The sequence below is a fragment of the Kitasatospora sp. MBT63 genome (genome assembly GCF_000710465.2).
Lineage (GTDB): Bacteria > Actinomycetota > Actinomycetes > Streptomycetales > Streptomycetaceae > Kitasatospora.
Genome location: NZ_JAIZ01000717.1, coordinates 4,378 through 16,405, shown reverse-complemented (window position 1 = coordinate 16,405; position 12,028 = coordinate 4,378). Strand labels below are relative to the sequence as shown.

Sequence of the window (12,028 nt, the reverse complement as noted above, 5' to 3'; positions counted from 1 at the left end):
CGGGCGCGGGCCGGGACGGGCGCGGGCCGGGCAGATCCGAGGGGGCACGAGGATGCGGGTGGTGATCGCCGAGGACTCCGCGATCCTGCGCGACGGGCTGGCGCAGCTGCTGGCGATGCGCGGGGTGGAGGTGGTCGCCTCGGTCGGGGACGGGGAGACGCTGCTGGCGGCGGTGGCGGCGCACCGGCCGGACGCCGCCGTGGTGGACGTCAGGATGCCGCCCACCGGAACGGACGAGGGGCTGCGGGCGGCCGTGCGGATCCGTCAGGAGCACCCGGGGACCGGGGTGTTGATCTTCTCCCAGTACGTGGAGACCCGGTACGCCGCGCAGTTGCTCGGCGACGGCGGCGCCGGGGTGGGCTATCTGCTGAAGGAACGGGTCGTCGACATCGGCGAGTTCGTGGACGCGCTGGCCCGGGTCGCGGCGGGCGGCACCGCGCTCGACCCGCAGGTGGTCTCGCAGCTGTTCGGCGCGAGCCGCCGGGCCGCCGCCCTGGACGCGCTCACCCCGCGCGAGCGCGAGGTGCTCGCGCTGATGGCGCAGGGACGCACCAACCAGTCGATCGCGGCCGGCCTGGTGGTCAGCGAACGGGCCGTCGAGAAGCACATCGCCAACATCTTCACCAAGCTCGGCCTGCCCGCCGCCGACGGCGGCCACCGCCGGGTCCTGGCGGTACTGCGCTACCTGGAGAGCGGCGGCTGACCGGCCCGACGGGAGCACGCCACCGGCCGGGGCCGCGACGGCCCGTCAGGTGTCCGGGGCGGTCCGTGAGGCGTCCGGGGCCGGCGCGAAGGAGCCGTGGCGGCCCTCGCCCGCTGTGAAGCGGGCCGCGCCGGCGGTGGTGTCGGCGGCCAGTGAGACCTGGCCGTGTGCCCACTCGGCGGCCAGGGCCGCGGTCTCGGGGAGTCCCTCCTGGCCGAGTGCGGAGAGCCGGTCCTGGCGCAGGCAGGTCTGCGGGAAGCGGGCCAGCTCAACGGCGAGCGCCTCGGCGGCGGCCCGTTCGGTGCCGGAGGGGACCAGGCGGTCGGCGAGGCCGATGCGGTGCGCCTCCTCGGCGTCGACGGGGCGGCCGGTGAGGATCAGGTCCATCGCGCGGCCCGCCCCGATCAGCCGGGGCAGCCGGACGGTACCGCCGTCGATCAGCGGGACGCCCCAGCGGCGGCAGAAGACGCCGAAGACGGCGTCCCGGGCGGCCACCCTCAGGTCGCACCAGAGGGCGAGTTCCAGCCCGCCGGCCACCGCGTGCCCGGCCACCGCCGCGATCACCGGTTTGCCGAGCCGCAGCCGGGTGGGGCCCATCGGGCCGGGGCCGTCGGCGGCCAGCCGGTTGCCCTCCGCGGTGCCGATGGCCTTGAGGTCGGCGCCGGCGCAGAACGTGCCGCCCTCGCCCCAGAGCACCGCCACGGCGGCCCCGTCGTCGGCGTCGAACTCCTCGAAGGCCGACAGCAGTGCGGCCGCGGTCGGGCCGTCGACCGCGTTGCGGGCCTCGGGGCGGGCGAGGATCACCGTCCACACCGGGCCGGACCGCTCCACCCTGACCGTGTCCTTCGTCATCGCGTCTGCCCTCCGTCGGGTCCCGGGCCCGGGACCCCGGTTCGAAGCGTTGGTGGCGTTCGTGGCGTGCGTGGCGTGCGTGCGGCCCATCATGCCGCGTGCCGCCGCCGCACGACCTTTCTCGTCCTGTTGACGATAACGATCTCGGCCAGTTATCGTCATACCGACGAGAAGAGCGAGAGACGACAGAGGGGGCCGGCCATGGCCGACATCACCAGGCGCTTCGGGTTCCGCCACCTGCGCGCCGCACCCACCGCCCACATCCGCCACCTGCGCAGCGGCGAGCTCACCCATGAGGGCACCGGTCTGGCCTTCTGGTTCCGGCCGCTGACCGCGGCGATCTCCGAGGTGCCGGCCGACGACCGGGAGCTGGCGATGCTCTGCCACGCCCGCACCGCGGACTTCCAGGACCTCACCGTCCAGGCCACCGTCACGTACCGGATCACCGACCCGGCCGTGGCCGCCACCCGGGTGGACTTCGGCATCGACCCCGACACCGGCGCCTGGCGCGCGGAGCCGCTGGACCAGCTGGGCACCCTGCTCACCGAGAGCGCCCAGCAGCAAGCCCTGGAGCTGATCGCGGGCCTGACGCTCCCGCAGGCGCTCGCGGCCGGTGTGACGCCGGTCCGGCAGAAGATCACCGACGGGCTGACCGCCGACCCGCGGCTCACCGAGACCGGACTGGCCGTGATCGCCGTCCGGGTCACCGCGCTGCGGCCGGAGGCCGAGCTCGAGCGCGCGCTGCGCACCCCGGCCCGCGAACAGGTCCAGCAGGAGGCCGACCGGGCCACCTACGAGCGGCGCGCGGTGGCCGTCGAGCGCGAGCGGGCGATCGCCGAGAACGAGCTCGCCAACCAGATCGAACTGGCCCGCCGCGAGGAGGAGCTGGTCGGCCAGCAGGGCGCCAACGCGCGGCGGCAGGCCGAGCAGAACGCCGCCGCCGACCGGGTGCGCGCCGACTCCGAGGCCGCCCGCCGGACCCGGATCGCCACCGCCGAGGCCGAGGCCGCCCGGATCCTGGCGGACGCCCAGGCCGACTCCGAGCGGGTGCTGGGCGAGGCCAGGGCCGCGTCCGAGGAGGCCTGGCTGCTCGCCCACCAGCAGGCCGGTCCCGAGCTGCTGCACGCACTGGCGCTGACCAAGCTGGCCGAGCACCTCCCGAAGATCGACAGCATCACGCTCAGCCCGGACGTGCTCACCGGCCTGCTGGCCCGACTCGGCCGGGCGCCGGCCACCGGGGGCGAGCACCGGTGAGCCTGGCCCCGCGCGCCGTCCTGGTCCACCGCCGCACCGAGTACGAGGAGTTGATCGCCCGGCACGGCTCGCGCGGGCAGGCCGCGTTCTTCCTGGCCACCCGCGGCCGCTCGCCCGACGAGGTGGAGCAGCGCCACCACCTGGCCCGGGCCGCGCTGGCCGAGGTCGCGGCGGCGGTACCGCTGGAGTGGCGGCGCTGCCGGGTGGAACGCGCCGACCTGGACCGCTTCCTGTTCACGCCCGAGGACGTCGTGGTGGTGGTCGGCCAGGACGGACTGGTGGCCAACACCGCCAAGTACCTCTCAGGGCAGCCCGTGGTGGGCATCGACAACGAACCGGGCCGGGGCCTCGGGGTGCTGGTCCGGCACCGCCCGGCGGACGCCGCCCGTGCCCTGCGCGCGGTCGGCGCCCGCGGCGGCGAGAACCGGCTGGAGGAGCGCACCATGGTCGAGGCGGTGGCCGACGACACCCAGCGGCTGCTCGCTCTGAACGAGATCTACCTCGGCCAGCCGAACCACCAGACGGCCCGTTACCGGCTCTCACCGGCCGGCGGCGAGGAGGAGGCGCAGGCCTCCTCCGGGGTGCTGGTGGGCACCGGCACCGGCGCGACCGGCTGGTGCCGATCGGCCTGGCTGGAGCGGCGCAGCACGCTCGCCCTGCCGGACCCGACGGCGTCCGCGGTGGCCTGGTTCGTCCGGGAGGCGTGGCCGTCGCCGCTGACCGGCACCGGACAGGTGCAGGGGCTGCTGGCGGACGGCGACCGGCTGGCGCTGACGGTCGAGTCGGATCAGCTGGTGGCTTTCGGGGACGGTGTGGAGTCGGACGCTCTACGGCTAACCTGGGGTCAGACCGTACGCGTGGGGGTAGCGGTGGAGCGGTTGCGCCTGCTCGGCTGAGCCGCGGCCGCGGAGCGCCGGGCGCGCGGACCCGGGGATTGCGCGCCCGGGGCGTGAGGATCCGGTGATGGTCCGCACACGAAGACCCGGCCGGCGCGCGCATCCGCGCCACGCCCCCCGAACGACAGTTCCCGCCCGGCGCGTCCCGCGACCCCCCGGACACGCCCGGCGGGCCCGCGCCCGGGTGCACTCCCGGCCGCGCCACCCGGGCGATTCCGGCCTACTGCGCGGACCCCCGTGTCCGGACGGCCCGAACGCAGTACCTTGTCCAGGGCGCGCACAGCGCGCGGTCAGGATGCGCCGAGTTGATATTGCGTCAGGAAAAATTTTCCAAAGAGGTATTAAAGTCGCCACCTTGGCGGTAGAAAAGTCTTCAGAGCGTGCGGGTCCGCTGTCGTGCTGCACGCGGCAGAGTTCGGAGGGGGTAAGCGTGTCGAAGCCCGACACGGCCGCACGAGCGACCGTCACCGTGGCGACCGGGGTGCCGGCCGTCGCACCGGCGGGGTCCGCCCGCCCGGCACCGGCGACGCCCGGGATTCCGCCGGCGCCGCCCGGCCCCGCACCGACCCCGCACGGGGACGCCCGGCGGCGCAGGATCGACGGGCTGCTGCGCCACTCGCCGCTCCAGCCGGTGTTCCGCGCGCTGTCCTCCCGGCGACTGGCGGTGCTGGCGTACCACGGGATCGACGACCCGGCCGGGTTCGCCGCCCAGATGGAGCGCCTGGTCCGCACCGCCACCCCGGTCTCGCTGGCGACGCTGGCCCGGTGCGTCGCCGAGCAGCGGCCGCTGCCGCCGCGCAGCGTGCTGGTCACCTTCGACGACGGCGACCACAGCGTGCTCACCCAGGGCCTGCCGGTGCTCACCCGCCTGCGGATCCCCGCCGCCGCCTTCGTGGTGACCGAACTCATCGGCACCGACCAGCCGTTCTGGTGGTCCGAGGCCGCGTTCCTGGCCGCCCAGGGCGGCACCGCGGGCCCCCTGGCGGGCTGTCCGCCGCAGGGCGCGGTGGCCCGGCTGAAGACCCTGCCGGACGCGGACCGCCGCCGCAGCCTGCACGAACTGCGGGCCACCGCCCGCGCCCAGGCGCCCCGCCGGCGCCAGCTGGACCGCACCGACCTGGGCGAGCTGCGCACCGCCGGGGTGGAGATCGGCAATCACACCCACACCCATCCGTGCCTGGACCGCTGCGCCGACAGCACCGCCCGCGAGGAGGTGGCCGAGGCGCACCGGCTGCTGACCTGGTGGCTGGGCGAGCCGCCCACCGCGTTCGCCTATCCGAACGGCAACCGGGACGCGCGCACCGAGGCGCTGCTCGGCGAACTCGGCTACCGGCTGGGCTTCCTGTTCAACCACCGGCACGACGCGCTGCTCCCGCCGGACCCGCTGCGGATCAACCGGCTGCGGGTCAACTCCGACACCACGCCGCACCGGTTCGACACCATCCTGTCCGGCCTGCACCCGGCCGTGCACCGGATCCGCGGCGGCTGCTGACCGGGTGGCTCCGGCCGGCCCGCCCCCCGCGGGCGGCGGGCCGGCCGGTGCTCACTGCTCGATGTAGGACTCCAGCCCGCGCAGGAAGACGTCGAGCTTGAAGGCGAAGCGGTCGTCCCCGTCGCCCTGGACCATGGTCGCGGCCATGCTGCTGATCAGCGGGAAGCGGTCCGGGGGGAGCTTGCCGAAGTACTCCTCGACGCTGGTGAAGTAGGCGTCCAGATCGTCGCCGCGCTGGAGGCGGTCGGTGTAGGCGCAGGCCTCGTAGGCGTCGGAGTCAATCAGCTGGCCGAGGCCGTCCAGCGCCCAGCTGGCGACCTGCGGCGGGATGCCGGCCTGGAGCATCACGTCGAGCATGAACTCGGCGATCCGCAGCTGGTTCTCGCCGACCGGGATCGAACCGAGCGAGACCAGGGCGATGTCCCGGTGCGAGGTGTAGACCCGCTGGGCGTTCAGGCAGATCTCCTTGACCTGCTCCTTCCAGTGCGCCGGGTCGGGCAGCTCGGGCAGCTCGATCTCGCCGGCGATCCGCTCCAGCATCAGCTCGCAGAGCTCGTCCTTGTTGGACACGTGCGCGTACAGCGACGCCGGCCCGGTGTCCAGGTCCTGGGCGATCCGCCGCATGGTGACACCGGAGAGCCCCTCGGCGTCGAGGATCCGGATCCCGGTCTCGACGATCGCCGCCTGGCTGAGCGGCTGCCGGGCCTCGGCCTTGCGCGCCTTGTGCCAGGGGACCGGGGGCATCTGCGCGGTCATGCGCCACCTGCTTTCGCGGCATCGAAGTGATCGTCGAATGTTCCCCCGGCGAACATCGTACCCGTAGCGAACGCCGTTCCCCAGGCGGCCCCGCGAACGGCGGGGGAACATCGTTCGCCAGGCGAACACCGTGTTGACAGAACAGCGGTCGCTAGGTAGAACAGTGTTCGTCAACCAGTGTCGCAGCACCCACAGGAGCCTTCGATGACCGAGTCCCCGTCCCCTTACAGATGGCGATGGGCGGCACTGTTCGTCATTCTCGCCGCCGAGGTCATGGACCTCCTGGACTCCCTCGTGACCAACATCGCCGCTCCCGCGATCCGCGCCGACATCGGCGGCGGCGAGACCACCATCCAGTGGCTCGGCGCCGCCTACACCCTCGCCATGGCGCTCGGCCTGATCACCGGCGGGCGGCTCGGCGACATCTTCGGCCGCCGCCGGATGTACCTGATCGGCGCCGTCGGCTTCACCCTCGGTTCGGTCGCCTGCGGCCTCGCCCAGGAGCCCGGCCAGCTGGTCGCGGCCCGGGTGTTCCAGGGGCTGCTCGGGGCCGTGATGCTGCCGCAGGGGCTGGGCATCCTCAAGGAGATCTTCTCCGAGAAGGAGCAGGCCGCCGCGTTCGGCATGTTCGGCCCGGTGATGGGCCTGTCCACGGTCGGCGGTCCGATCCTGGCGGGCTGGCTGGTCGACGCCGACCTGTGGGGCTCCGGCTGGCGCATGATCTTCCTGATCAACATTCCGCTCGGCCTGTTCGCCATCGTCGGCGGCCTGGCCTTCCTGCCCGAGTGGAAGAGCGCCCGCACCGTCAAGCTCGACCTGCTCGGCGCGCTGCTGGCGGCGCTCGGCTCCGCACTGATCGTCTTCCCGCTGGTCCAGGGCCGCGAGCACGACTGGCCGGCCTGGGCGTTCGCCCTGATCGGGCTCTCCATCGCGGTGTTCGGCCTGTTCGCCTGGTACGAGAACCGCAAGAGCCAGGGCGGCGGCGACCCGCTGGTCGAGCCGAGCCTGTTCCGCAAGCGCGGCTTCAGCGGCGGCATGGTGCTGGGCCTGGCGTTCTTCTCGGCGATGACCGGCTTCTGGCTCACCTTCAGCCTGTACACCCAGATCGGCCTGCACTACTCGCCGTTCAAGGCGGGCCTGGCCGGGATCCCGTCCTCGATCGGCATGGTGATCGCCTTCGTCAGCTCGCAGGCGCTGCTGAAGTTCGGCCGCAAGGTGATGCACGGCGGGCTGATCGTGATGACCCTGGGCGTCGGCGGGGTGATCCTCACCCTGCAGCTGGCCGGCAGTGAGGTGACTCCGTGGCAGCTGGCCCCGGCGCTGGCCGTCACCGGTCTCGGCATGGGCTTCGTGATGGCGCCGTTCTTCGACACCGTGCTCGCCTCGGTGGAGCCGCACGAGACCGGTTCGGCCTCCGGCACCCTCACCTCCGTCCAGCAGCTCGGCGCCGCACTCGGCACCGCGATCCTCGGCACGGTCTTCTTCGAGCAGATCAAGGGCGCCAGCTTCGTCCACGCCGAGCAGGTCACCCTGTGGGTCGAGATCGCCATGCTGGCCGTGGTGTTCGGCGCGATCTTCCTGCTGCCCAAGCACGCCAGGCCGCAGGGCGACGCCGACGCCGCCGAGCAGGCTCCCGAGGCGGCCGGCACCGAGAAGGTCCCCGCCTGACCTGCACCCGCAGCACCACACGGCACCTCGCTGCACCGACGGCCCGGGCGGCCCTCCCGACACGGAGGGCCGCCCGGGCCGTTCCGTGCGCCCGCCGGATTGCCAGATGATTCGTCAACTTGCCTTAAGGTTAAGGCTCTTGCCATATGGTCCAGACCAATCATACGCTCGACCGAGGCCGCGCGCCGGGTCCGCGCCACGCCTTGCCCCGGGGTCGCTCCCCGGGCCCCGGGCAGACGTGCCCGTCCCCCACAGCAGGCCCGAAGTACCGTCGAGGAGATCCCCCATGTCCGTAACCCGCCGCCTGCTGGCCCCGGGTGTCGTCGGCGCGACCGTCCTGCTGACGGCCGCCCTGGCGACCGGCACCGCGAGCGCCCACGGCTCGCTGTACGGCCCCGTCAGCAGGGTCGCGTCCTGCTACGCCGAAGGCCCCGAGCACCCGCAGTCCCAGGTGTGCAAGGACCTCGTCGCGATGAGCGGCACCCAGCCGCTGTACGACTGGAACGAGGTCAACATCGCCAACGCGAACGGCCAGAGCCAGCAGATCATCCCGGACGGCAAGCTCTGCTCCGCCAACCGCGACAAGTACAAGGCGCTCGACATGGCCCGCACCGACTGGCCCGCCACCGGCGTGCAGGCCGGGTCGTTCACCTTCAACTTCCGGGTGACCGCCCCCCACCAGGGCGGCATGACGCTGTACATCACCAAACAGGGCTACGACCCGACCAAGCCGCTCAAGTGGTCGGACCTCGACCTGGCCAACCCGGTCGTCCAGTACCCGACCGCCCGCACCGCCACCAACGGGTACTACACCTTCAGCGGCACCCTGCCCGCCCGCACCGGCCGCCAGCTGCTGTACCTGGTCTGGCAGCGCACCGACAGCCCCGAAGCGTTCTACGGCTGCTCCGACGTGGTGTACGGCCAGGGCGCCGCAGCCGCCGGCGCCCTGGCGCCCGCCGCCCCGCAGGCGCCGTCCGAGCAGCAGATCGCGGCCGGCTACAGCCGCTCGACCGTCGACCACCGGGGCCACGGCGGCGACCACCAGGCCGCCGCCGCGCAGGGCGCCGGCGCCGCCCCGCTGTCCGGCGGATCGGTCGGCTCGCTGGTGCTCGGCGGCTCCGCGCTGCTGTCGGTGGCCGCCTCCGCGGTCTACGTCTACCGCCGCCGGCCGGGCGCGGTCGGCCAGGCCGCCTGACCACCCGCCGCCGGTCTCGCGGCGCGTCGCCGGGGAGCGCCCCCTCGCTCCCCGGCGACTCGTTCCACCACCGCGGGAACTCCTGCCCCGTTCCGCGCGACTACCTGGTCCCGGGCCCGCAGCTGCGGACCCGTCCTTCCCCGGAGATCAGGAGAGTCCCGATGCGTTCTCGCGCACTGTGCGGCATCGCGGCGGCCGCCGCGCTGCTCGCCGCCACCGCCTGCGGCAGCAGCCAGGGAGGTGGCAGCGGCAGCGAGGCCGCACCCGGGGCGAACGGCGCCGCGACCCTCACCGCCCCGGCCGAGATCGCCGACTGCACGGGTCACCGCACCGTCTTCCCCACGCCCGCCCGGCGGATCGTCACCAGCAACGGCTCCGCGCTCGAACTACTGCTGCAGCTCGGCGCCGGGGACCGGGTGATCGGCACCGGCTTCCCGCCCGGCAAGGGCACCCTGCCGGCCGCCGTCGCCGAGCAGGGCGCCAAGGTCCCCGTGCTCGGCGAGACGGGCATCGCCAAGGAGAAGCTGCTCGGCTCCGGCGCCGACACCTACGTCGACACCTTCGGCCCGATGGCCGCGATGGGCGACACCGGCGCCGCCCCCACCGAGGCCGAGCTGGCCGCCGCCGGCATCCGCCACGTCTACCTGCTTTCCACCGCCTGCGCCGCCGACGCCACGGGCCCGGCCACCGACCTCGCCGCCGTCGAACAGGACATCCAGCGGCTCGGCGCGATCACCGGAACGACGCCGAAGGCCGGGGAGCTCGTCGCCGCGATGCAGAGCCGCACCGGCGCCGTCACGGCCGCCCTGAAGGACCTGCCGGCCGGTCAGCGGCCCGGCTACTTCTTCTTCGACTTCGACGCGGGCACCAAGCAGCCCGTCGCGCTCTGCGGCCGGCAGGTCGGCAACGCCGTGATCACCCTGGCCGGCGCCCGCAACGTGTTCGCCGACTGCGACAGCGACTTCCGGCCCGTCAGCTGGGAGGACGTGGTGGCCAGGAACCCCGACTGGATCCAGCTCGCCGTCCGCGACCGCGGCAGCGCGGCGGCCACCACCGCCGCGTACGACGAGGCGGAGAAGTTCCTGCGCGACTTCCCCGCCACCAAGGGGCTCGCCGCCGTCCAGCAGGGCCACTTCCTGCGGATCGGCTCCGAGGCCACCACCATCGCCGGCACCCGCAACGCCGACACCGTGCAGCAGATCGCCGCCACCGTCCACCCGGACCTGGTGAAGGCCGGGCACTGAGTGGCCGTCACCTCCCCGCGGCGCACCTCCACGGCCGGCCGGACCGGGGACGGCGGGCCCGGCCGACCGCCCCGCCGGGTACCGGCCGGGTGGGCAGCCGCCGGGCTCGCCCTGGCGCTCGCCGCCGCGCTCACCGCCGCCGTCTCGCTCGGCGCCGTCGACATCCCGCCCGCCGAGGTGTGGTCGGTGATCGGCCGGCGGCTCACCGGGCGGCCGCCGCTGCCCGGCAGCCGCGACCTGATCGTCTGGCAGCTGCGCGTCCCGCGCGCCCTGCTGGCCGCGCTGGTCGGCGCCGGACTCGGCCTGGTCGGCGCCGCCGTCCAGGCCCTGGTCCGCAACCCGCTCGCCGACCCGTACCTGCTCGGGATCTCCTCCGGCGCCTCGCTCGGCGCCGTCGGCGTCCTGGTCCTCGGCGGGGCCGGCGGCCTGGCGGCCGGAGTCGGGGTGTCCGGCGCGGCCTTCCTCGGCGCCCTGGCCGCACTCGCCCTGGTCTGGACGCTGGCCCGGCGCGGCGGCGGCTTCGCCCCGCTGCGGCTGGTGCTGGCGGGCGTCGGGATCGGCCAGTTCCTGTCCGGGTTCACCAGCTACCTGGTGCTGCAGGCCGGCGACCAGCAGCGGACCAGGGGCGTGCTGTTCTGGCTGATGGGCAGCCTCAGCGGCGCGACCTGGGCGCAGCTCGCGCTGCCCGCCGCGGCCGTCCTCGGCGGCCTGGCCGTGCTGCAGGCCCGCGCCCGCGGCCTGAACGCCCTGCTGATGGGCGACGAGACCGCCGCCGGCGTCGGCGTCCCGGTCACCCGGCTGCGCCGTGAACTGTTCGCCACCACCAGCGTGCTGACCGGGGTCCTGGTCGCCGTCTCGGGCGCGATCGGGTTCGTCGGGCTGATGGTCCCGCACGTCTGCCGGCTGGTGTGCGGCGGCGACCACCGCCGTCTGCTGCCACTGTCCGCCCTGACCGGCGCCGTGTTGCTGGTGGTGGTGGATACGGTGGCCCGGACCGCCCTGGACACCCAGGAGCTGCCGGTCGGCGTGGTCACCGCGCTGGTCGGCGCGCCAGCGCTGCTGTACCTGCTCGACCGACGACTGGAGCGCAGTTGAGGATCGCCCTGGAGGACCTGCACATCACCCTCGCGGGACACGCCGTGGTGGCCGGTGTCCACCTGGTCGCCGAGAAGGGCGAGATCGCCGGTCTGGTCGGCCCGAACGGCAGCGGCAAGTCCACCCTGCTGCGGGCCGTCTACCGGTACCTGGCGCCGAGCGCCGGCCGGGTGCTGCTCGACGACCGCGACCTGGCCCGGTTCTCCCCCGCCGCCTCCGCGCGACACATCGCGGCGCTGCCGCAGGAGCGCGGCGGGGACTTCGAGCTGACGGTCGCCCAGGTGGTGGCGCTCGGCCGGATCCCGTACCAGCGGGCCTTCGCCGCCGAGAGCGCCGAGGACCGCGCCGCCGTCGCCGCCGGCCTGGCCCGCACCGGGATGCTGGACCACGCCCACCGGCCGTTCTCGCAGCTCTCCGGCGGGGAGCGGCAGCGGGCCCTGCTGGCCAGGGCGCTGGCGCAGGAGCCGGACGTGCTGGTGCTGGACGAGCCGACCAACCACCTCGACGTCCGGCACCAGGTCGAACTGCTCGCGCTGCTGCGCGCCCAGGCCGTGACCACGCTGGTCGCGCTGCACGACCTGAACGCGGCGGCCTCGGTCTGCGACCGCCTGCACGTGCTCCACCAGGGGGCGCTGGTCGCCTCCGGGCCGCCGCGCGAGGTGCTGACCCCGGAGCTGCTCGCCGAGGTGTTCGGGGTCCGGGCCGCGGTGGTGGACCACCCGCTGACCGGCGACCCGCTGATCGCCTTCGACCACCGGGGTCCGGTCGGCGTGGGCGCCCCGGCGGGCGGTGGCGCTGTGGCCGCCGGGACCTGAGCGGCGGGCCGGCCGGGGGCGGGGGACCACGGACCCCCGCCCCCGCGCGGGCTACCCG

General features: G+C 74.5%; 11 protein-coding genes. 9 read left to right on the top strand and 2 right to left on the bottom strand.

Annotated elements, in window-relative coordinates:
• The first annotated feature begins 52 nt into the window (after window positions 1–52).
• Window positions 53–703 (top strand): response regulator transcription factor, encoded by a 651-nt coding sequence (locus AA75_RS37235; RefSeq protein ID WP_033824847.1) that lies wholly within the window; start codon window positions 53–55, stop codon window positions 701–703.
• Window positions 704–748: 45 nt separating this feature from the next.
• Here AA75_RS37235 and AA75_RS37230 read toward each other — a convergent pair whose 3' ends face one another.
• Window positions 749–1,555, bottom strand: a complete 807-nt coding sequence (locus AA75_RS37230) for a crotonase/enoyl-CoA hydratase family protein (protein WP_033824846.1) — start codon at window positions 1,553–1,555, stop codon at window positions 749–751.
• A gap of 201 nt (window positions 1,556–1,756) precedes the next feature.
• Here AA75_RS37230 and AA75_RS37225 point away from each other — a divergent pair, with 201 nt between their 5' ends.
• The 3 genes from AA75_RS37225 (at window position 1,757) to AA75_RS37215 (ending at window position 5,197) form a co-directional block, all read left to right on the top strand.
• A complete protein-coding gene (locus tag AA75_RS37225) occupies window positions 1,757–2,809 on the top strand; it encodes an SPFH domain-containing protein (protein ID WP_033824845.1) in 1,053 nt (350 codons plus the stop codon).
• Window positions 2,806–3,705: an NAD(+)/NADH kinase gene (locus AA75_RS37220; RefSeq protein ID WP_033824844.1), complete on the top strand. Its 900-nt coding sequence runs from the start codon at window positions 2,806–2,808 to the stop codon at window positions 3,703–3,705. The genes AA75_RS37225 and AA75_RS37220 overlap by 4 nt, the downstream gene beginning before the upstream one ends.
• Before the next feature lie 430 nt (window positions 3,706–4,135).
• Entirely contained in the window at window positions 4,136–5,197 is a 1,062-nt protein-coding gene (locus AA75_RS37215; protein ID WP_233289351.1) for a polysaccharide deacetylase family protein, read from the top strand.
• Between the two features lie 51 nt (window positions 5,198–5,248).
• Here AA75_RS37215 and AA75_RS37210 read toward each other — a convergent pair whose 3' ends face one another.
• Complete coding sequence (locus tag AA75_RS37210) at window positions 5,249–5,953, bottom strand: TetR/AcrR family transcriptional regulator C-terminal domain-containing protein (protein ID WP_033824843.1); 705 nt, start codon at window positions 5,951–5,953, stop codon at window positions 5,249–5,251.
• A gap of 204 nt (window positions 5,954–6,157) precedes the next feature.
• On the opposite strand from AA75_RS37210, the gene AA75_RS37205 reads away from it, so the two are divergent.
• The 5 genes from AA75_RS37205 (at window position 6,158) to AA75_RS37185 (ending at window position 11,970) form a co-directional block, all read left to right on the top strand.
• Window positions 6,158–7,621, top strand: a complete 1,464-nt coding sequence (locus tag AA75_RS37205; RefSeq protein WP_051814087.1) for an MFS transporter — start codon at window positions 6,158–6,160, stop codon at window positions 7,619–7,621.
• A 286-nt stretch (window positions 7,622–7,907) separates the two neighbouring features.
• Window positions 7,908–8,816, top strand: a complete 909-nt coding sequence (locus AA75_RS37200; RefSeq protein ID WP_033824842.1) for a lytic polysaccharide monooxygenase — start codon at window positions 7,908–7,910, stop codon at window positions 8,814–8,816.
• Window positions 8,817–8,977: 161 nt separating this feature from the next.
• Window positions 8,978–10,060 carry an ABC transporter substrate-binding protein gene (locus AA75_RS37195; protein WP_051814086.1) on the top strand — a complete coding sequence of 361 codons (1,083 nt, stop codon included), beginning with the start codon at window positions 8,978–8,980 and terminating at the stop codon, window positions 10,058–10,060.
• A gap of 111 nt (window positions 10,061–10,171) precedes the next feature.
• Entirely contained in the window at window positions 10,172–11,155 is a 984-nt protein-coding gene (locus AA75_RS37190) for an iron ABC transporter permease (protein ID WP_233289353.1), read from the top strand.
• Window positions 11,152–11,970 carry an ABC transporter ATP-binding protein gene (locus tag AA75_RS37185; protein WP_033824840.1) on the top strand — a complete coding sequence of 273 codons (819 nt, stop codon included), beginning with the start codon at window positions 11,152–11,154 and terminating at the stop codon, window positions 11,968–11,970. The genes AA75_RS37190 and AA75_RS37185 overlap by 4 nt, the downstream gene beginning before the upstream one ends.
• The last annotated feature ends 58 nt before the right edge of the window (window positions 11,971–12,028 follow it).